Genomic DNA, 20370 nt, shown 5'->3' on the forward strand with positions numbered 1-20370 from the left:
GCGTGCATCCGACCCGTGGCGACGCCGTGACCACCCGCCTCGACCGGGCCGTGGGGGCCGTACTGGGCTCGGCGGTGGGCGACGCGCTCGGAGCGCCCTACGAGTTCGGCCCGCCCGGGCAGCTGACCGCGCGCGGCCAGGAGATGTGCGGGGGCGGCGGCTGGGATCCGGGGGAGGCGACCGACGACACGCAGATGGCCGTCCTGGTCGGCGAGTCCCTGCTGGAAAGAGACGGCCTAGACCTCCCGGACGTCTTCGCCCGGTTCCAGCGGTGGGCGGCCGGTGACCCCAAGGACATCGGCCTCCAGACCGAGGACGTACTGACCAACGGCGAGCCGTGGGACCGCGCCGCCGCCCAGCACTTCCGGGTCAACGCGCGGGCCGCGGGCAACGGATCCCTGATGCGGGCGGCGACGTCGGCGGTGTACTTCGCCACCGCCGGGCAGGCGGGGACCATGGACGCCGCCCGGCGGATCGCGGCGCTGACCCATGGCGACCGGGCCGCGTGGGAGGGCACGGCGGTCCTCCACGAGCTGGTGCGCGTCGCCCTGTGCGGGGCCGATCCGCTGGCCGCCCTCCCCTCGGCCCTCGCCGCCGTGCACCCGGATCACCGCGAGCGGTACGGCCGCGTGCTCGCCCCCGACTGGCACCCCGGCCTGGCCACCGAGTTCAACGGGGCCGTCTGGCCCTGCCTGGGCTCCGCGGTGTGGGCGCTGCGGACGACCACCAGGTTCGCGGCCGCGGTACGGGCCGCGGTGGACCTGGGCGGGGACACGGACACGGTGGCCGCGGTGACGGGGGCCCTGGCGGGGGCCCGGCACGGCCAGGGGGAGGTCCCCGAGCGGTGGACGGCCCCGCTCCATGTGCCGCTGCCGGGGTTCGGCGACCGGGTCCTGGACGCGGCGGACCTGCGGGGGCTGGCTCAGCAGCTCGCCGGGCGCTCCCCGGCGGGCGACGGGCGCGGCTGAAGCTCCAGGCGGCGGCCGGGGAAGGCCGCGCGCAACCGCCGGTCGTGCGTGACCAGGACCAGCGTGCCGGCGAACTGGGCCAGGGGCCAGTTCCAGCTTGCGGCGCTGACCGGCCGAGAGGGCGCGCACCGGACGGGTGAGGTCGTGCGGGGTGAGCAGTCCGTGGGCGGCGGCCTGCTCCGCGTACTCCCGGCCGAACACCTCCACCGCGGACCGGGATTCGCGCCCCCACGGATCGTCCTGCCGGAGCAGCCCCACCCGCGGGGGTGTGCGTACGAGGCCTCGCGCAGGCTCCAGTTGACCGGCGAGCAGGTGCAACAGGGTGGACTCCCCCGCCCCGTTGGGCCCGGTCACCAGGAGCCGCTCCCCCGGTTCGAGGCTCAGCGAGAGCGGTTCGAGCCGTCCCGGCACTGCCGCGTCCGCCAGCTCCACCACCCCGGCGGAGCCGGTGGTGAACCGGCCGGTGAAGCGGAGCGGCTGCGGGGGCGGCGCGACCGGGTTCTCGGTCAGCCGGTGCAGCCGTTCGCGAGCGGCGCGGATGCGGCTCGCGGCGCCGTGGGCCCGCGACCGGGCGCGGACGGTGACCTCCCCGTGGTCGGGCTGCTCCCGCCCGGCCAGGAGCCGGAGCAGGGTGGGCTTGCCGGAGCCGTTGTCACCGACGACACCGACCCGCTCGCCGGGCCGGACCGTGCCAGCTGACGCGGTGCAGGACGACGTGGGGGCCGTAGCTCTTGCCGACCTCGGACAGGACGCACTAAGAAAGATCCTCGAACACCACAAGACGCTTCGTCTCGCGAGCGCGGGGTTATCCGACCGTCGCGCCGTGCCCCGCGAGGAGCCGGCCTTCGGCGTACCCGAGCGCGGCGGCGGGAAGGGCTCCCTCGCGCCCGCTGCGCAGGACCGTGAGCGCGCCCGTGGAGGGCAGATCGGGCTCGGGCCGGGCACCGAGGCGGCGCAGCGCCTGGACGGCGACGGCCTCGGCGGAGCCGTGGAAGACGAACGCGGCTCCCCGAGTGCGCAGGGCGAGGGCCGCCCGGATCGCAGTCTCGACCAGCTCGTAGTGGGTGCAGCCGAGCACCACGTCGGTGACGTCGGCCGGAGTCAGCGCGGCGGCCGCGGCGACGGCGGCCGTCACGGCGGCGTCGTCGGCGGCCTCCACGGCGTCGGCGAGTCCCGGGCACGGCACCTCGGTGACGCGGGCCCCGGCGGCGAAGTCACGGATCAGCCCGCGCTGGTAGCTGCTGCCGGTGGTGGCCGGGGTGGCCCAGATCGCCACGCGGCCTCCAGCTGCCGCAGCGGGCTTGATCGCCGGCACGGTCCCGATGACCGGCAGACCGGGCTCCAGTTCCGCCCGCATCGTGGCCAGGGCGTGCACGGAAGCGGTGTTGCAGGCCACGATCAGCGCGTCCGGGCCGTGCCCGGCGGCGGCCCGGGCGACGGCGAGCGCCCGCTCGGTGAGATCGGCCGGTGTCCGCGGCCCCCAGGGCATCCCGTCAGGGTCGGAGGACAAAACGAGGTCCGCATCCGGCCGCAGCCGCCGCACCGCCGCGGCCGCCGCGAGGAGGCCGATTCCGGAGTCCATGAGCGCGATCTTCACCCCGCCACCTTAATCGACCCCACCCCACCCCAACCCCCCACCTCGCACCCCAACCACACCCCGACACCCCCACGGGCCCCCACCCGCACCTCGCACCGGGCCGCGAGGCGATCACCCTGTGGGGGCTCGCTGCCCCGCCTTGTCCCAGGGCCGTCATCCGGCAATCCTGCGGGGGCGCTGGAGGCAACCTGCCACGCGGGCCGCGGGCCGGAAACCCTGCGGGGCTCCCCGCCGCCCCGTCTTCCGCCGGAGCCGCGGGACGAAAACCCCACGCAAGCTCCCACGCCCGTCTCGCACCGCGGCCGCGGGCCGGGCACCCTGCGAATCTCACCGCAGACACCTCCCACCAGGGCCCGACCCCGCCTCACACCGGAGCCGTGAGCCGGTCACCCTCGCGTGCCCGGAGGCACCTCTCAGCAGGGCCGCGGGAGGGCCCGTGGGGACTCCCAGCCCCGCCTCACCAGGCCGCCGGCGGGGAACACTGCGGGCCTACGTGGGCACCTCCCACCGCAGCCGCCTGCCGGTGACCCACCCGGGCTCCCCGGAGGCACCTCCACCAGAGCCACGGGCCGGGGACCCGGCGGGGCTCCCGAAGACGCCTCTCGCCAAGGCCGTGGGGTGGGGACACTGTGGGGGCTCCCCGCAGGCGCGGCGAACCAGCCGCCGCCGCGGTCTCCGACCCCGCCAGGGTTCGCAAGCCGAGGAGAGCCCCCGCAGGGGCACCGCCCCACCCCGAAGCCACCCCCAGCCCCGCCGGCGTTTGAGGCGCGCCCACCGGCCCGCACCCGACGGCAATCGGGACGGGCCCCGCCACCCCGCCAGCAGGCAGATGCACGACACCCCCACCCACCCCCGGCACACTGCCGCCATGGGCCCCCTCACCGCCGCCGCCGCCACCGCCGCCACCGCCGCCACCGCCGCCTACGCGGCCACCGCGGCCCCCGCGGCCTACGCCTCCCTCGCCGCCTGGCTCTGGCTCACCTTCGCCCAGGGCATGTTCTGGCGCACCGACGTCCGCCTCCCCCCACGCACCGCCCCCACCCCCTGGCCGTCCGTGGCGATCGTCGTCCCGGCCCGGGACGAGGCCGACGTACTGCCGCTCAGCCTCACCTCGCTCCTCACCCAGGACTACCCCGGCGAAGCGGCGATCGTCCTCGTCGACGACGGCAGTACGGACGGCACCGGAGAGCTCGCGCTCCGGCTCGCCCGGGAGCACCCCGGGCTGCCGCTGACCGTGACCTCCCCCGGCGAGCCCCCCGCAGGCTGGACCGGCAAGCTCTGGGCTCTCCGCCACGGCATCGCACTCGCCCGCGACGCGCAGCCCACCGAGCCCGACTACCTCCTCCTCACCGACGCCGACATCGCCCACGAACCCGACAGCCTGCGCGAGCTGGTCGCCGCCGCCACCTCCGCCGACCTCGACCTCGTCTCCCAGATGGCCCGGCTGCGCGTGGCCGGCCTCTGGGAGCGGCTCGTCGTACCGGCCTTCGTCTACTTCTTCGCCCAGCTCTACCCGTTCCGCCGGATCAACCGCCCCGGCTCCCGCACCGCGGCGGCGGCCGGCGGCTGCGTCCTGCTGCGCACGGAGGCGGCCGTGCGCGCCGGGGTGCCCGACTCCATCCGCCAGGCCGTCATCGACGACGTCTCCCTGGCCCGCGCGGTCCGCCGCTCCGGCGGCCGGATCTGGCTCGGGCTGGCCGAGCGGGTGGACAGCGTCCGCCCGTACCCCGCCCTCACCGACCTGTGGCGGATGGTCTCGCGCAGCGCCTACGCGCAACTGCGCCACCAGCCCCTCCTGCTGGCCGGGACGGTCGCCGGGCTGGTGCTCGTCTACCTCGTGCCCCCGGCCGCCCTCCTGGCGGGCCTCGCGACCGGGCGCCCCGCCGTCGCGTGGGCCGGCGGCCTGGCCTGGCTGCTGATGTCCGGCACGTACGCGCCCATGCTGCGCTACTACCGGCTGCCGGTCGCGCTCGCGCCGCTGCTTCCGTTCACGGCGCTGCTGTACCTCCTGATGACCGTCGACTCGGCCGTCCAGCACTACCGGGGCCGGGGCGCGGCCTGGAAGGGCCGTACCTATGCCCGTCCGAGCGGCGCCTGAAACGGCGAACTGCTGCCCGAAACAAGGTCATCCGAGGTCACGGCGTTGTGACGCTCCGTCAACACCAAATCGGTGCACCACACAACCGGTGAGCACGAGTCGGGCCAAGGTGGGGTGGAAGTGGCGAATCGTGCACGTGAACGTCAAGTGAAAGCTGTGGCCCTGACCTGCGAATATGCAGGTCAGGGCGGTGTTGACGGAACCTCGCTATGGACCCGGTGAAGTCGTGGGCTTAACTTAGGTCCCATGACCTCCCCCCGCTCCACTTATGGCGGCGGTTACTACTCCGCGCCCTCCTTCCCGGACACCCCCATCTACGACTCCCTCGTCGCCGAACGCGGCACTCCGCAGATCGCCCCGATCCGCGTCCCGGCCGCCTACGACTCCCCGAGCGCCGGATATTCGAGCGGTGGGTACCTGCCGGCCCTCGCCTCGGCGCTGCCCGCGCTGCCGCCGGCGATGCCGCAGCAGCAACAGGCCCCGGCGTACGGGTACCCGTACCAGCAGCAGGCCGCTCCGCAGCCGATGCCGCTCCAGCACGCCCCCGCGCCGTACATCCCGCAGCAGCCGCTCGCCGCCCGCGGGGGATACGTACCGCAGCCCCAGCCGCAGCAGCCCCGCCCGGTCGCGACGGCCACCGGGTACGAGGCCATGCGCCCGGCCGCACCGCGTCCGATGGCGGTGCCCGCGCCGGTGCAGGGCGCCTCGTACGAGGACCCGTACGGCCGCCCCTACCAGGGGCGTGGTTACTGACGGGCCGACCCACGCGCGGCGCGCCGGAGCGGGCTGGCAGGATGCTCCCATGTCGAACTTGCGCGTGCAGTCCCTCCACGTCCATCCCGTCAAATCGGTAGCGGGGACCGCTCCCGACGAGGTGGCCGTGGAGCCCTGGGGGCTGTCCGGGGACCGGCGGTGGGCGCTCGTCGACGCCGAGGGCGCGGTCATGACCCAGCGCCGCCACGCACGGCTCGCCCTGGCGGCGGCCCGTCCGCTGGACGGCGGCCGGATCGCGGTGTCGGCGCCGGGCATGGCGGAGCTGGTGGTGGAGGTGCCCGAACCGGGTCCGCTGGAGCCGGTCACCCTGTTCGGGAAGAAGGTGGAGACCGTCGTCGCGGCGAGCGCCGCGGCCGACTGGTTCAGCGCGTACCTCGGGGTGGAGGCGCGACTGGTGCACCTGGACGATCCGGCCGTACGCCGTCCCGTGGATCCGGACTACGCCCTGCCGGGCGAGACGGTGAGCCTGGCCGACGGCTATCCGGTGCTGCTGAGCACCCTCGCCTCTCTGGACGCGCTCAACTCGCTGATCGCGCGGGGGGACCACCCCGAGGAGGGGCCCCTGCCCATGAACCGGTTCCGCCCCAACGTGGTGGTCTCCGGGGCCGAGGCGTGGGCCGAGGACGGCTGGCGGCGCATAGCGATCGGTGACGCCGTCTTCCGCGGGGCGCGCGAGTGCGGCCGGTGCATCGTCACCACCACCGACCAGGAGACGGCGGAGCGGGGCAAGGAGCCGCTGAAGACCCTGGCCCTGCACCGGCGGATCGGCAAGTCGCTCACGTTCGGACGCCTCTTGGTGCCGGTGCGGCTGGGCACGGTGCGCGTCGGCGACGAGGTGCACATTCTCGACTGACTGCCCGGGCCGAGGCCCGGGCAGGCGGGCAGCCCTCCGGAATGACACCTTCGGGGGGCTACACGTCCAGGTTGGAACCAACCGGCACGACCAAGCCGTTGGATCAGTCAGGACGGGTGGACAGGCGGAGACTGGCCGAGGCAGGGGGAGCCGGACTGTGCGGACAGCAATGGGTTTGTGGCGTTGGCGGCGCAATCCGCTGCGCCGGCCGACCGATCTCTTCGAGGCGTGGGTGGCGTTCGCCGCGCTGGTGTGTGTGGTGGTGGTGGCCCCGACCGTGGGGTGGATCGCCGGGCTGCGGGTGGACGGCACGCTTCAGCGGGCCGCGCAGGCGCAGCGGCAGGAGCGGCATCTGGTTCCGGCCGTGGTGGTGCGGCCGGCGCCGGAGTCGGCCGCGGACGTGTCCGCCGACGCCTCGGCGCAGCGCACGGCCCCGCAGCGTACGCAGATCGTGGCCGTGTGGACCGCGCCCGACGGCACGAGCCACGAGGGCACGGTGCCGGCGGCGGAGGAACCGCCGCACCCCGGCGACCGGTTCCGGATATGGACCGACACCCAGGGCCGGGTGGTGGGGCAGCCGCTGGACCCCTCCGCCGCCGTCTTACACGCGGGGATCGCGGGCCTGGCCGCCGCGATCGGTGTGGCCGCGCTGGTCGAGACGGTCCGGCGGCTGGTCGTACGACGGCTCATGCACAGGCGGTACATACGTCTGGACCGGGCGTGGGCGGCCGCAGGCCCCGACTGGGGCCGGGCGGGCGCGGGCAGTTGACCTGGCACCCCGCGGGCTCCGCGCGCGCTACGGTGGGGCCGCCGGACCGGTCACTCCCGCGGCACCCGTGGCTTCATCGGCTCAGGGCTTCGGGGGCTCAGGTCTTCGGCGGCTGAGGTCTTCGGCGGCCGGCGGTCGCATCGGCAGCGCGAGCACGAGAGTGGGGGCACGACAGCACCATGGTTCAGGGCACGGTCCAGGTGACGCACAGCGGCTCGTCGCGGTGGCGGCGCCGCTCCGGTGACTATCCGACGCTGACCGCCGCGCTCGCCGTGGCGGGCGACGGAGACGTGCTGTCCATCGCCCCCGGCACCTACCGGGAGAATCTGGTGCTGCACCACGCCGTCACCCTGCGCGGGCCGGAGGGCGGCCTGGGATCGGTGCGGATCGCTCCGCTCGACGGCATCGCGCTGACCGTGCGCGCCTCGGCCGTGGTCCAGGACCTGTATCTGGAGGGCCAGGACCGGGCGGCGCCCGCGCTGCTGGTGGAGGACGGCTCCCCCGAGCTGACCGACCTGCGGGTGAGCACCCGCTCGGCGGCCGGCATCGAGGTCCGCGGCTCCGGGGCCCGGCCGCTCGTGCGTCGGTGCACCGTGGAGAATCCGACGGGCGTGGGCATCGCCGTACTGGACGGGGGCGGCGGGGTGTTCGAGGAGTGCGAGGTCGTCGCCGCCGGGCAGACCGGCGTCTCGGTGCGCGGCGGCGCCCGCCCCCGGCTGGAGCGCTGCCGGATCCACCACGCGACGGGTGCGGGCATCGGGGTCACCGGTGAGGGTTCGGGACTGGAGGCCCTCGGCTGCGAGGTGTACGAGGTCCAGGGCACCGGGGTCCAGATCGCCGCCCGCGCCGCGGCCCGGCTCACCGACTGCGCCGTGCACCGCACGTCCGCCGACGGGGTCACCCTCGACACCGACGCCGTGCTCACCCTGGCCGGGTGCGACATCCACGACATCCCGGAGAACGCGATCGACCTGCGGTCCCGTTCGGTGCTCACCCTCAGCCGCACCACGGTGCGCCGGTTCGGCCGCAACGGCCTGTCCGTGTGGGATCCGGGCACCCGGGTCGACGCCGAGTCCTGCGAGATCCACGACAGTACGGGCGACTATCCGGCGGTGTGGATCAGTGACGGGGCCACCGCCTCCCTGGACTCCTGCCGGGTGCACGACGTCCCGGACGCCCTGTTCGTGCTGGACCGGGGATCGCGGGTCGACGTGGTCGACAGCGATCTGTCCCAGGTGCGCAACACCGCCGTCTCGGTGAGCGACGGCGCCACCGCGCAGCTCGACGACTGCCGGATCCGCGAGGCGGCCACCGGCGCCTGGTTCCGCGACCACGGCAGCGGCGGCACCCTGGCGAACTGCACCATCGACGCCGTCCAGACCGGCGTGATCGTCACCAAGGGAGCCGACCCGTCCCTGGAGCGGTGCACGGTCACCTCCCCCGCAGAGGCCGGTTTCTACGTGTCGGCGGGCGGCCGCGGCACCTTCACGGCCTGCCGGGTGACGGGCAGTTCCGGTTTCGGCTTCCACGTGATGGACGGCTGCCGCACCACCCTGACGCGCTGCCACACCGAGCGCTGCGCCCGCGGCGGGTACGAGTTCCCGGAGGACGGGCCGGTCGCCGAGGAGTGCACCAGCGACGAGTCCGGCCCGCGCCTGGCGGCCCAGTCGGCCCCGGGCGGCGCGGGCACGGGAGCACAGGCCGGGATCCGTACGGCCACCGCCGCCCAGAGCGCCGTCGCGGCGGCCCCCGTTCGCGTACCGCGGCCCGCGGACCGGTCCGAGGACGGCCCGCCGGCGCCCGTGCGCGATTCCGGCGAGATGCTGGCGCAGCTCGACGCGCTGGTCGGACTGGAGAGCGTCAAGCGCGAGGTGCGGGCCCTGACCGACATGATCGAGGTGGGCCGGCGCCGGCAGCAGGCCGGCCTCAAGGCGGCCTCCGTGCGCCGGCACCTGGTGTTCACCGGCTCCCCCGGCACGGGCAAGACCACGGTCGCCCGGCTGTACGGGGAGATCCTCGCGTCCCTCGGGGTGCTGGAGCGCGGGCACCTGGTCGAGGTGTCCCGGGTGGACCTGGTCGGGGAGCACATCGGCTCCACGGCGATCCGTACGCAGGAGGCCTTCGAACGGGCGCGCGGCGGGGTGCTGTTCATCGACGAGGCGTATGCGCTGGCCCCGGAGGACTCGGGCCGGGACTTCGGGCGCGAGGCGATCGACACGCTGGTGAAGCTGATGGAGGACCACCGGGACGCGGTGGTGGTGATCGTCGCCGGGTACACGGCCGAGATGGACCGCTTCCTGACCGTCAATCCGGGTGTGGCCTCCCGGTTCTCACGGACCATCACCTTCGGCGACTACGGGCCGGAGGAACTGCTGCGGATCGTGGAGCAGCAGGCGGAGGAGCACGAGTACCGGCTCGGGGAGGGCACGCCGCAGGCGCTGCTGACGTACTTCACCGAGCTGCCCAAGGGGCCCGCCTTCGGCAACGGCCGCACCGCGCGCCAGACCTTCGAGTCGATGGTGGAGCGGCACGCGGGGCGGGTGGCCCAGCTGTCGGAGCCGAGTACGGACGAGCTCACCCTGCTGTTCCCGGCGGATCTGCCGGCGCTGCCCGCCCCGTGCTGACCGTGTCCACCGGGCTGACCGCCTGGCCGGGTACGCCCGCGGTTCCCGCGGGGCGCGGCACCCGGGCCGGGGCGGGCGTGGCCAACCGGGCGAGCAGGGCGTCGCGTTCCGCGGCGAAGGCCGGATCGGCCTGGTAGTCGCCGTGGCCGAGGATCGGCGCGGGCAGCGGGTGGCGGGCGCTGCGCCCGTAGGCGATCGGGTCGGGGAGCGGGCCGCGGTCCACGCCCGCCGCCGCGCCGGGCAGCGCCGGCCCGCCGATGGGGTCGGTGGCCCGCCACAGGTTGCGCCAGCAGTCGAGCTCGCCGTGCAGGGCGGTGAGCGGCCCGGGGCCGAAGTAGGCGGGGAACCAGCGGCCGTAGAGGCGGCCGAGCGGGGAGCCGTAGGTGAGCAGGGCGACCCGCCCGCGGACCGGCGGCGGCAGCTGCCAGACGGCCGCGGCGGCGAGCACGCTGCCCTGGGAGTGCCCGGAGATCACCAGGCGGCCGCCCGTGCGGCCGGTCCAGCCTGCCATCCGCCAGGTCAGGTCGGGGACGGCGCGCTCGGCGTAGCAGGGCGGCGCGAAGGGGTGGGCGGCGCGCGGCCAGAACGTGCCGACGTCCCACAGGATGCCGATGGTCCGCCGGGCGGCCGGGTCCCGGTAGGCGCGCCGGCCCCAGGTGACGAAGACGGCGACCCCCAGCCCTATGAGCCAGGACCCGGCGTCCTCGGCGGCGCGGGCGGCGCCCTCCAGCAGCGGCAGGGTGCCGCGGGCCGCCTCCCCGGGGACCTCCCCGGTGAGCCAGGCTCCGGCGAGCGCGCCCGCGCCGAGCAGCAGGGTGATCCCGGAGACGGCCGCCACGAACCAGGGCGCGGAGTCGGTGAGCGCGGCCGCGGTCCGCGCCCCGGCGATGCGGCGGCTGCGTGCCAGGTCGGGGGTCTCCCCCGGGTACTCCGCGGCCACGGACGCGGCGAGACGGCGCCGGTCGCGCGCTCCGCGCACCGCGAACCAGGCGGCGAGCAGGGCCAGTACGAGGAGCAGCGGGGGCAGTACGGCGGCCTGCCAGGACAGCAGTACGGGCGGCCCGGGCAACGGGGCGCCGGCCATGCCCGGGGTGGCCCCGCCGTCCAGCCAGTCGGCGACGCGCTGGGCCAGCCCGCCGGACATCACCCCGCCGAGGGCGCAGCCCAGCATGGCGACGGCGGGCCCACCGAGGCCGTACAGGGCGGCCGAGGGGTCGGGGGCCCTGCGGTACAGGGACGAGGCGACGACGGCGAGGGCGAGGACGCACACGCCCTGGCCGAGCATGAGCACGCCGAAGGCGAAGTCCCCGGGCAGGCGCCCGTCGGAGGTCCACGCGGGGCGTGACCAGCAGGCGTAAAGGAGCACGGCGGCGAGCAGGGCCACGGCGGCGCCGGGCAGCAGGCTGACGGCGGCCCGGTCGAGCCGGTGGTCGGGCCGGGCCTCGGTGCGGCCGCGCCGGCAGACGACCCAGGCCACGCTCAGCGCCCCGGCGGCGAGCAGGACGTGCACGGCCCAGCCGAGGGCTTCCAGGACGGGGGCTCCTGCGCGGCGGTCCTGGCGCAGGGTGGGCACGGCGACGGCCACGGCGACCGTGAACAGCCCGGCGGCGGTGTGGGCGGCGCGGAGCCGGGCCACGAGCCGGCGTCCGTACCAGAACCCGGGTCGGCCGAGTGCGGGCGCGGTGTCCGAGGCGGTGTCCGGGTCGGGGGCGCCCGCGGGCGGCGGCTGGGACTCGTAGGCGCTCCACGTCCGGTTCGACAGGAACCAGAGCAGCCCGGTCAGGCCGGCGGGGACCAGCGCCGCCAGGGCCAGGCGGCGCCCCGGCTGGGCCCACCAGCCGGCGCCGGGCGCGAGGAAGCCGAGCCAGGAGCGGGAGCGGGTGCAGGGGGCGTTGCCCGCGCACTGCCAGGCGACGAGGTCGAGCGCGACCTCGCAGGCGGCCGCGATCAGCAGCACGGTCAGGCTGAGGGCGAGGACCCGTACGAGGACGCCGTACGCGCGCACCGCACGCGGGGCGGGCCGGGCGGCGAAGGTGGCCGGCCGGGCCCAGTGCGCGAGGTTGGCCACCATGAAGGGCAGGAGCAGCAGCCACAGGGCGCGGGCGCCGTTGCCTGAGGTGAGGCGCGACCAGCAGTAGGCCTCGGGGACGGGCCGCCCGGCGTACCGCTCGGGGTGGGCTTCGGCGTCGGCGTCGTCGGTGCGGCGGAAGACGGCCGCGGTGGAGTCTCCGGTGACGCGCACGGTGCGCGGGTCTCCGAGCAGTTCGGCGGGGGAGGCGCCGGCGACTCCGTGGACGAGGAGTTCGAGGGCCAGGGGCGGCGGCTGCGGCGGCTGCTGCTGCGGCGCGGGGGTGTCCGGCACGGCGGCTCCGTTCTGGGGACTGCGGTCTCGCGGAGCTCCCGTCTCGGGGTCTGCGTTCTCGCGGAACTCCGACCGCGGGGCTCTGCGATCTCGCGGAACTCCGGTCCGGGGGCTCCGCGTTCTCGCGGAACTCCGACCGCGGGAACTCCGGGACTCCAGCATCCCGCCCGGCGGGGCGCCTGCCCAGCGTCGTGTCCGGATCGGTCCCCGGTCCGTACGGACTTCTGCCGAAGGTGCGGCTATGGTGTCGCGCGCACGTTCGGAATCCGGCCTTCGGGGCGGGTTGTCGGAACGCGCTTTCGATCGCCCGGACTTCTTCCTTCTTCGACCAGGGGGTACCGCCATGGTTCGCCGACTCCGGCCGGTGGGGCTGGACTTCATCGAGGTCGCGCCGGTCCGGCTGGTCTTCGCCGCCGAGACCGCGGCGCCGCCCGAGGCCGTGTACCGGGCCCTGGCCGATGAAGTCGCGGGATGGACGCAGTGGTTCAGGGCGGTCACCGTGGCCCGCCCCACGCAGGGCGGCGCGGGCCGGGAGGTCAAGCTGCTGGGCGGGGTGCGCTTCCAGGAGACGATCATGGCGGCGGATCCCGGTCGGCGTTACGCGTACCGGGTCGACACGACCAACGCCCCCGCCGTCCACGCCCTGCTGGAGGAGTGGCTGCTGGCCCCGCAGGGGGCGGGCACGCGGGTCCGCTGGACCTTCGCGGCCGACGGCCCCGCCCCCTTCCGCCTCGGCCTCTCCCTCGCCCGCCCGGCCCTGGGCCGGTCGTTCCGCCAGGCGGTGCGCACGCTGGATGCGCGGCTGGGGACCCGGCGCACGGCCGGGCCGTAACCGTGGCGGCGGTCAGGCCGTCGCCGTGGCCCTGGCGGCGGTCACGCCGTGGGCTCTCGCCAGATCCCGGTCGTCAGCAGGGTGTCGAGGGTCTTCGCGTAGGGGGCGATGTCGAGCCGCTGCGCCGCCAGCCACTCGTCGGAGTAGTACTTGTCCAGGTAGCGGTCGCCCGGGTCGCACAGCAGGGTGACGACACTGCCCGTGCGGCCCTCCGCCACCATCTCCGAGATGATCTTCAGGGCGCTCCACAGGCCCGTGCCGGTGGAGCCGCCCGCCTTGCGCCCTATCGCCGTCTCCAGAGCGCGGCAGGCGGCGACGCTCGCCGCGTCGGGGACCCGCATCATCCGGTCGATGGCTCCGGGCACGAAGCTCGGCTCCATCCGCGGCCGGCCGATGCCCTCGATGCGTGAGCCGCAGTCGCTGCTCGCGTGCGGGTCGCCCTGGGTCCAGCCGTCGAAGAAACAGGAGTTCTCCGGGTCCGGGACGCAGATGCGGGTGTCGTGCTGCATGTAGTGGACGTAGCGCGCGATGGTGGCCGATGTGCCGCCGGTGCCGGCGGTCGCGACGATCCAGGCGGGCTCGGGGAAACGTTCCAGCCGCAGCTGCTGGTACATCGATTCCGCGATGTTGTTGTTGCCGCGCCAGTCGGTGGCCCGCTCCGCGTACGTGAACTGGTCCATGTAGTGCCCGCCCGTGCGGGCGGCGAGGGCGGCCGACTCCTCGTACATCTTCATCGGGTCGTCCACGAAGTGGCACTCACCGCCGTGGAATTCGATGAGGCGGCACTTCTCCGGGCTGGTCGTGCGCGGCATGACCGCGATGAAGGGGACCCCGATCAGCTTCGCGAAGTACGCCTCGGAGACGGCGGTCGAGCCGGAGGACGCCTCGATGACCGGGCGGCCGGGGCGGACCCAGCCGTTGCAGAGCGCGTACAGGAACAGCGAGCGCGCGAGGCGGTGCTTGAGGGAGCCCGTCGGGTGCGTGGACTCGTCCTTGAGGTAGAGGTCGATGCCCCACGCCTCCGGGAGCGGGAAGCGCAGCAGGTGGGTGTCGGCGGAGCGGTTGGCGTCCGCCTGGACCTTGCGGACGGCTTCCTTCAGCCAGGCGCGGTAGTCCGCGTCGCTGCGGTCGACGTCGAGGGTCGTGACCGTGGTGGCACCGGTGGCCGTCGTGGTGCCGCTGGTACCGGAAATGCCGGTGGTGCCGGTGGTGCTCATGCGCCGCGCTCCTTCGTGGGTGTATCTCGCCCCCTGCTTTCGCAATGTACCTCCGCCACCTGCACAAACAGTCACTTTGGGTATCCATGCGGATCGCTTTCGATCGCGTTCGGTTGCACTACGGCGCACCGTGGGTGACCCTGGTGGAGGATTACCGAGGGTGCAGCACCCGTAACACTCATGTCGGGGAGTCGCAGCCGTGATCAGTCATTCCCGCAGGCACTGCGTCGTCGAACTGCAGGCCTTGCCGTCGCGGATCGGCCAAATCCGCCGGATCGTCTCCGCCCAGCTGCGCCATTGGCAGCTCGATCCGCTCATCGACCGGGCTGCGCTCGGCGTGACGGAACTGCTCAGCAACGTCCACCGCCACGCCCAGCCGGACAAGACCTGCACCGTCGAGATCGAACTGCGGCTCGGGCGTCTGACGGTCTCCGTCATCGACAGCGATCCGCGGCTTCCGGTGCTGCACGAGACCGCGGCGGGCCTGATGGAGACCTGCGGACGCGGGCTCGCCCTCGTGGAGGCCGTCAGTGAGGCCTGGGGCGCGCGGCCGCAGGCCGACGGGCCGGGCAAGGTCGTGTGGTTCACGCTCTCCACGGCCCCCGCCCCGGCGGCCCCGCTGCGTCCGGTACGGATCGCGGCCAAGCCCGTACGGGAGCCCGCGCGAGCGGTGGTCGTCGCCGTGGACCCGGGCTCCGCCGCGCCGGCCCTGCCGGTGGCCTCCCGGGTCGCCGCCAGCCCCGGGTGACCCCAGCGCGGGCCCCGGGCCGGGAGCGAGCGGGCCCCTGGCCGGTCAGTGCCCTCGGATCGGCCCGCGGCCGGGCAGCGCCCTCGGGTCGCGTCAGACCTGGGCCAAGGCCGCGAGCGGGTCGTCCAGGACCGGCTGCCAGGCCAGCTCCGCGGCGCCCACCAGGCTGTTGTGGTCCAGGGTGCACGGCAGGATCGGCACGCCGCCGCTGCGGCCCCACAGGCTGCGGTCCGCGACCACCGCGCGCAGGCGTTCGGGGTCGGCGTGCAGCAGTTCCCGGTGCAGGCCGCCCAGGATGATCCGGTCCGGGTTCAGGATGTTCACCAGGCCCGCGAGGCCCAGCCCGAGGCGGTCGATCAGCTCCTGCGTGGCCGCCCGTACCGCCGGCTCCGCGGGCTCGTCGTGCAGCAGGTCGCGGGCCTGCTGGAGCAGCGATACCTCCGGGCCGGGGGTGCGTCCCGCCGCGGTGAGGAAGGCCAGCGGGTCCGCCTCCACGTCCAGGCAGCCGCGGCCGCCGCAGTGGCAGGCCCGCCCCTCGGGGTTCACGGTGAGGTGACCGACCTCCAGGGCCAGGCCCGAACTCCCGCTGTGCAGGCGGCCGTCCAGTACCAGCGCCCCGCCCACCCCGCGGTGCCCGGTGGCCACGCACAGGAGGTGCTGGGCGCTGCGCCCCGCGCCGTGCCGGTGCTCGGCCAGGGCCGCGAGGTTGACGTCGTTCCCGGTCAGGGCCGGGCCGTCGATCCCGGCGGCCTTCACGCACTGCGCGAAGATGGCCCGTACGGGAGAGCCGGCCGGCCAGGCCAGGTGCAGGGGGTTCAGCGCCGTACCGTCCGGCTCCGCCACCGCCGACGGCACCGCGAGCCCCGCTCCGACGCAGCGCCGGCCGCTCTCGGCGAGCAGCCGCGCGCCCGCCTCCACCACCGCGCCGAGCACCTGCGCCGGGTCGGCGGAGACGGTGACCTTGCCGGGGGCGGTGGCCACGATCCGGCCGCCGAGACCCACGAGGGCGGCCCGGAAACCGTCCGAGTGCACCTGTGCGGCGAGCGCGACGGGGCCGTTCTCGTCCACCGAGAGGCGGTGCGAGGGGCGGCCCTGGGTGCCGCCCGCGCCGCCGGGGCGCGAGTCGACGCGGATCAGCCCGAGCGCCTCCAGCTCGGCGGCGACGGCTCCGGCGGTGGCGCGGGTGACGCCGAGCTCCGCCGTCAGGACGGCGCGGGTCGGGGCCCGGCCGGTGTGGACGAGCTCCAGCGCCGGCCCCAGCGCGCCGCGGCCCCGTTCCAGTTTCGTCCGTGTGGCCGTCATGGACGCGGAGGGCGTGGTCACATCCCCCACCCGCGGCGGGACCCCGTTGCCGTTCATGGCATCGATCCTCGCATGATCGGAGGGGGCCGGGCGCCGTCCCTCAGTCCAGGCCGCCGACCCGGAGTGTGATGTTCAGCCTGCCGGTCAGGCCGAGGGCCTCCGGGCCCGTGCCCGGCAGGATCTTCGGGACTCCGTGATAGGCCGACCGGCTGGGACCGCCGAAGACGAAGAGATCGCCGCTGCGCAGCTCGACGTCCCGGTACGGGCGCCCGCGCGAGGCGGTGTTCCCGAAGCGGAAGACGCAGGTGTCGCCGAGGCTGAGGGAGACCACCGGCGCCGGGGACTTCTCCTCCGCGTCGCGGTGCATGCCCATGCGGGAGTCGCCGCCGTAGAAGTTGATCAGGGCGATGTCGTACGCCACCGCGGGCTCCGGCGGCGTTCCGTACGCGGCGGCCACCGCCTCCCGCCCGAGCTCGGCGAGCCAGGCGGGCATCGGCTTGACCGGCGCCCCGTCCCCGTCGACGGCGGTGCGGGCGTATCCGTACGGGTACCAGTGCAGCCCGAGGCACACCTGCCGGGCGGACATCTCCCCGCCCCCTGGGGTGCGTACGGTGCGCAGGCCGGCCGGCGGGCGGGCCCACGCGCGGCAGGCCGCCAGCAGCTCGGCCTGCCGCCCGGGCCCGAGCCAGTCGGGCACGTGGACGGCGCCGGGGGCGATCACGGTCCGCTCGCGGGGGAAGAGCTCCGCGAGCGGCTCCGGGTGCTCGGGGTGGTTCACCCTTCCATGGTGGCCCGGGCGGGCGGGATCCGGAGCGGCGGGGGGCTGCGGGGGCCTTCGTGGACCTGCGGGGGCCTGCCCGGCAGCCTTCGAAAACGGGGCCCTCCCGTCCGCCGGGTGCGTGGCAGACTGCGGGACATGGAGATCACCGATTACGTCAAGTCCCTTGCCCGGGACGGCGAACTGCTCGCCGATCTGGCCGAACGGGCCGGTACGGACGCCCTGGTACCCACGTGTCCGGGATGGCACGTCACCGATCTGCTGCGGCACACCGGGTCGGTGCACCGCTGGGCGGCCGGCTACGTCCGGGAGGCCGGGCGGGAGCGCGTGGAGTTCCCGGCCGCGCCGGAACTGGCCGGCGCCGAGCTGATCGGCTGGTTCCGCGAGGGCCACGCGGCGCTGGTCCGCACGCTGGCCGAGGCCCCGGCCGACGTGGAGTGCTGGACCTTCCTTCCGACGGCCCCGCCGTCGCCGCTGGCGTTCTGGGCGCGGCGCCAGGCCCATGAGACCGCCGTGCACCGCATGGACGCGGAGGCGGCGCTCGGTGTGCCGTACGCGCCGGTGACGCCGGAGTTCGCGCAGGACGGGGTGGACGAGCTGCTGACCGGCTTCCACGCCCGGCCGCGCAGCCGGGTGCGCACGCCGGAGCCCCGGGTGCTCAGGGTGCGGGCCGCCGACACGCGGGCGACGTGGACCGTGCGCCTCTCGCCGGAGCCGCCCCGGACGGTACGGGGCGATACGGGCGAGGCCGCCGACTGCGAGCTGACGGGCGAGGCGGCGTGGCTGTACGCGGCCCTGTGGAACCGGCTCCCGCTGACGGGCCCCGGTGTGACGGGCGACGGGTCGCTGGCCGCGCTGTGGAGCGAGACGGCCGGAATCTGACGGCGGGGGCGCGGGCCGGGGGGCGGGGGTGAGGGCGGCCCCGGCTCCGGGGTCGTCACCCGAGGGTGGCGGCGTACCCGGTCTCGGCGCGGTACTCCCATGTCGGCGCCGCGTTCCAGGGGTTGGGCATGCCGACGCTCGTGGCGTACGCGTAGCCCGCGCCGCGGTCGAAGGCGGTGCGCAGGGTGACGCGCATCGCCGCCTCGTCCGGGACCTCGTGGACCAGGTGCCAGAACGCCGTGCCGCTCGGGTCGAGCTCGGCGCCGGCGCGGTAGCCGGAGAGCGGGTCGAAGACGTTGCCGCCGAGCCAGCCGCCGCCCGTGTACGCGGCGTAGGTGTCCTCGTACGTGACGAAGACGTCCGCGGTCCGGCGGCCCGGCTCCAGGTAGCAGTCGGCTATGGCGGTGCCCGGATTGTTGACGACGAGGCCGGGGCGGCCGGGGGCGGCGGCCTCCATGGCGTCCTGAACGTAGCGGCGCAGCTCGGCGTAGTGGTCGCGGGTGGCGTTGGCGGGGCCGCAGTCGCGGCTGACGACGTCGAAGAAGATGCCGTCGACGTGGAGGCGGCCGTCGGGGGTCTTGAGGTAGTTGTCGACGGAGGCCTTGACGGCGGCGAGGTCGCGGTTGCCGTGGTCGGTGTGGACGTAGCCGAGCACTTTGGTCTTCTCGCCGGTGGCGGTGGTGCGGCCGCGCAGTGCGTCGGCGCGGGAGCGCCAGGGCGCGTCGAAGGGGGAGTCGCCGTTGCCCGGGTTCAGGACGACCACGGAGGGGGCGGGGGCGGTGGCGGTCAGGCCGCTCAGCGCGCGGTCGTTCGCCCACACGTAGGCGGGGACGCCGATCTCCAGGCCCCGTACGCCCGGCGCCCGGGGTGCCGGGGGCGGTCCGGCGTGCTCGGGGGCGGGTGCGACGGGCGGCGCGTCGCGCGCCGACGCGGTGACGGCCGGCGCCGGCGCGGCGAGTAAGAAGACGGCCAGGGATGCGTACAGGGCCTTCACGGCGCGGGGCATGAACGTTTCCTCCGGCGGCGGCACAGGGGGGACCCGAGGAACACTAGACGGGCGGCCCTTCGTTCAAGCCTGAACCGCCCGCATTGGTGCGAGGAACAGAAGAGCGAACCATCGCCTCATCATGTGAACGGCCGCGGCGGAGCCGGCCCCCGCCGCGGCCCGGACCGCCGGGTCCGCCCCCCGTCCTGCCCTCATACGGTGGGCAGTCCGACCCCGTGGGCCAACTGGCCGGCGGCGTGCGCGAAGAAGCCGGCCCGGTCCTCGACGACCCGGTTGAACTGGCCGAACAGCTCGAAGGACACGAGCCCGACGAGCTGCGCCCAGGCGGCGACCAGCGCGGCGGTGACCTGCGGGGGCAGACCCTCGGCGAACTCCGCGGTCATCCGGTCGGCCTCGGGGCGCAGGGTGGACGGGAGGGGCGGCAGGGCGAGACCGCGGCCCTGGTGGGCGGCGCGCAGGATGCCGATGAGGACGTTGGCGACCCTGGACGCGGGGCCGACGGTGTCCATGGGCGCGCTGTAACCGGGCACCGGGGAGCCGTAGATGAGGGCGTATTCGTGCGGGTGCTCCAGCGCCCAGGCGCGCACGGCCTCGCAGACCGCGATCCAGCGGGCGTGGGGGACGGTTTCGGAGCCGATGGCCCGGGCGTCGGCCGCCTCGGCGGCCGCGCCGAGGCTGTCGTACGCGTCGATGATGAGCGCGGTGAGCAGCTCGTCGCGGCTGGGGAAGTAGCGGTAGAGGGCGGAGGAGACCATGCCCAGCTCGCGGGCGACGGCGCGCAGGGAGAGTTTGGCGGCGCCCTCGGCCGCGAGTCTGCGGCGCGCCTCGTCCTTGATGGCGGCGGTGACCTCGATACGGGCCCGTTCCCTTGCGCCTTGCACGGTGCTCATGCGGTCAGTGTGCCATGCACGTGGAGCACTGCCCAGGAAACGGATCGCCGATCTGTTGCGAGAGCACTGCTCTTGTTTTGGAGCAGCGTTCCGTGCACACTGTTCTCAAGCGAGAGCAGTGCTCTCCCCCATGCGGAATGAGCCCCGGAGGCCCCCATGAACGCGCCCACCCCGTACTACGTCCAGGCCGGCCCGTTCGCCACCCGCTTCAACGCACTCCTGGGCAAGCTGGCCCGCTTCGGCATCAGCCTGGCCGGCAGCGCCGAGCTGTCGGTCCGCGGCCGCAAGTCCGGCCAGATGCAGCGGATCCCGGTCAACCCGCACACGCACGAGGGCGCCCAGTACCTGGTCTCGGCCCGCGGCCACTCCCAGTGGGTGCGCAACATGCGGGTCGCGAACGGGGGCGAGCTGCGAGTGGGGCGCAAGGTGCGCACCTTCACCGCCATCGAGTTGACCGACCCGGCCCTGCACGCCGCCGTCCTGCGCACCTACCTGGGGCGGTGGGGCTGGGAGGTCAACCAGTTCTTCCAGGGGGTCGACGCCAAGTCGTCCGACGCGGAGCTCCAGGCGGCGGCCGCCGACCACCCGGTCTTCCTGATCACGGTGTCGCACTGACCTGACGCACGCCTGACCGCGGCCTCGTTCTCACGGGGCGGGGGTCAGCTGCGCG

17 protein-coding genes and 1 pseudogene are annotated in these 20370 nt (G+C 75.1%); 10 read left to right on the plus strand and 8 right to left on the minus strand.

Annotated features, from left to right (window positions below):
• The first annotated feature begins 2 nt into the window (after positions 1 to 2).
• Positions 3 to 968, plus strand: coding sequence for an ADP-ribosylglycohydrolase family protein (locus ACF059_RS06575; RefSeq protein WP_392052241.1), 966 nt, complete (start codon positions 3 to 5; stop codon positions 966 to 968).
• Between the two features lie 138 nt (positions 969 to 1106).
• Here ACF059_RS06575 and ACF059_RS06580 read toward each other — a convergent pair.
• Both ACF059_RS06580 and ACF059_RS06585 read right to left on the minus strand, forming a co-directional pair.
• Positions 1107 to 1748: pseudogene (locus tag ACF059_RS06580) on the minus strand (ATP-binding cassette domain-containing protein); the annotation flags it as partial.
• A 25-nt stretch (positions 1749 to 1773) separates the two neighbouring features.
• Entirely contained in the window at positions 1774 to 2565 is a 792-nt protein-coding gene (locus tag ACF059_RS06585; RefSeq protein ID WP_392052244.1) for a glutamate racemase, read from the minus strand.
• Positions 2566 to 3433: 868 nt separating this feature from the next.
• Between ACF059_RS06585 and ACF059_RS06590 the strand changes: the two genes are divergently transcribed.
• The 5 genes from ACF059_RS06590 to ACF059_RS06610 all read left to right on the plus strand — a co-directional run bounded on the left by ACF059_RS06590 (position 3434) and on the right by ACF059_RS06610 (position 9683).
• On the plus strand, positions 3434 to 4663 hold the full coding sequence (locus ACF059_RS06590; protein ID WP_392052247.1) for a glycosyltransferase: 1230 nt from the start codon (positions 3434 to 3436) through the stop codon (positions 4661 to 4663).
• A gap of 246 nt (positions 4664 to 4909) precedes the next feature.
• Complete coding sequence (locus ACF059_RS06595; RefSeq protein WP_360899337.1) at positions 4910 to 5416, plus strand: DUF6643 family protein; 507 nt, start codon at positions 4910 to 4912, stop codon at positions 5414 to 5416.
• 49 nt (positions 5417 to 5465) lie between these two features.
• Entirely contained in the window at positions 5466 to 6290 is an 825-nt protein-coding gene (locus ACF059_RS06600) for an MOSC domain-containing protein (RefSeq protein WP_392052250.1), read from the plus strand.
• A 169-nt stretch (positions 6291 to 6459) separates the two neighbouring features.
• Entirely contained in the window at positions 6460 to 7059 is a 600-nt protein-coding gene (locus tag ACF059_RS06605) for a hypothetical protein (RefSeq protein ID WP_392052252.1), read from the plus strand.
• A gap of 179 nt (positions 7060 to 7238) precedes the next feature.
• On the plus strand, positions 7239 to 9683 hold the full coding sequence (locus tag ACF059_RS06610) for a right-handed parallel beta-helix repeat-containing protein (RefSeq protein ID WP_392052255.1): 2445 nt from the start codon (positions 7239 to 7241) through the stop codon (positions 9681 to 9683).
• On the opposite strand, the gene ACF059_RS06615 is transcribed toward ACF059_RS06610, so the two are convergent.
• On the minus strand, positions 9634 to 12045 hold the full coding sequence (locus ACF059_RS06615) for a hypothetical protein (RefSeq protein WP_392052257.1): 2412 nt from the start codon (positions 12043 to 12045) through the stop codon (positions 9634 to 9636). The two genes, ACF059_RS06610 and ACF059_RS06615, sit on opposite strands and share 50 nt — an antisense overlap.
• A 343-nt stretch (positions 12046 to 12388) precedes the next feature.
• On the opposite strand from ACF059_RS06615, the gene ACF059_RS06620 reads away from it, so the two are divergent.
• Positions 12389 to 12877, plus strand: a complete 489-nt coding sequence (locus tag ACF059_RS06620) for an SRPBCC family protein (RefSeq protein ID WP_392052260.1) — start codon at positions 12389 to 12391, stop codon at positions 12875 to 12877.
• A gap of 41 nt (positions 12878 to 12918) precedes the next feature.
• On the opposite strand, the gene ACF059_RS06625 is transcribed toward ACF059_RS06620, so the two are convergent.
• Positions 12919 to 14094: a PLP-dependent cysteine synthase family protein gene (locus ACF059_RS06625; protein ID WP_361947391.1), complete on the minus strand. Its 1176-nt coding sequence runs from the start codon at positions 14092 to 14094 to the stop codon at positions 12919 to 12921.
• Positions 14095 to 14293: 199 nt separating this feature from the next.
• On the opposite strand from ACF059_RS06625, the gene ACF059_RS06630 reads away from it, so the two are divergent.
• Positions 14294 to 14842: an ATP-binding protein gene (locus tag ACF059_RS06630; RefSeq protein ID WP_392052263.1), complete on the plus strand. Its 549-nt coding sequence runs from the start codon at positions 14294 to 14296 to the stop codon at positions 14840 to 14842.
• A gap of 93 nt (positions 14843 to 14935) precedes the next feature.
• Here ACF059_RS06630 and ACF059_RS06635 read toward each other — a convergent pair whose 3' ends face one another.
• Positions 14936 to 16201: an ROK family protein gene (locus tag ACF059_RS06635; RefSeq protein ID WP_392052265.1), complete on the minus strand. Its 1266-nt coding sequence runs from the start codon at positions 16199 to 16201 to the stop codon at positions 14936 to 14938.
• 43 nt (positions 16202 to 16244) lie between these two features.
• Positions 16245 to 16922 (minus strand): alpha-ketoglutarate-dependent dioxygenase AlkB family protein, encoded by a 678-nt coding sequence (locus tag ACF059_RS06640; RefSeq protein ID WP_392052268.1) that lies wholly within the window; start codon positions 16920 to 16922, stop codon positions 16245 to 16247.
• A 138-nt stretch (positions 16923 to 17060) separates the two neighbouring features.
• On the opposite strand from ACF059_RS06640, the gene ACF059_RS06645 reads away from it, so the two are divergent.
• The gene (locus ACF059_RS06645) at positions 17061 to 17804 is read left to right on the plus strand and encodes a maleylpyruvate isomerase family mycothiol-dependent enzyme (protein WP_392052271.1); all 744 of its coding nucleotides are present in this window, start codon (positions 17061 to 17063) and stop codon (positions 17802 to 17804) included.
• A gap of 55 nt (positions 17805 to 17859) precedes the next feature.
• Here the strand turns inward: ACF059_RS06645 and ACF059_RS06650 are convergent, their stop codons facing one another.
• Together ACF059_RS06650 and ACF059_RS06655 are read right to left on the minus strand one after the other, a co-directional pair.
• Complete coding sequence (locus ACF059_RS06650) at positions 17860 to 18810, minus strand: spherulation-specific family 4 protein (RefSeq protein WP_392052274.1); 951 nt, start codon at positions 18808 to 18810, stop codon at positions 17860 to 17862.
• 191 nt (positions 18811 to 19001) lie between these two features.
• The gene (locus ACF059_RS06655) at positions 19002 to 19700 is read right to left on the minus strand and encodes a TetR/AcrR family transcriptional regulator (protein WP_392052278.1); all 699 of its coding nucleotides are present in this window, start codon (positions 19698 to 19700) and stop codon (positions 19002 to 19004) included.
• Between the two features lie 156 nt (positions 19701 to 19856).
• Here ACF059_RS06655 and ACF059_RS06660 point away from each other — a divergent pair, with 156 nt between their 5' ends.
• The gene (locus ACF059_RS06660) at positions 19857 to 20315 is read left to right on the plus strand and encodes a nitroreductase/quinone reductase family protein (RefSeq protein WP_392052281.1); all 459 of its coding nucleotides are present in this window, start codon (positions 19857 to 19859) and stop codon (positions 20313 to 20315) included.
• The last annotated feature ends 55 nt before the right edge of the window (positions 20316 to 20370 follow it).

The sequence above is a fragment of the Streptomyces sp. NPDC016562 genome, assembly GCF_043076955.1.
In the GTDB taxonomy this organism is placed as follows: domain Bacteria; phylum Actinomycetota; class Actinomycetes; order Streptomycetales; family Streptomycetaceae; genus Streptomyces.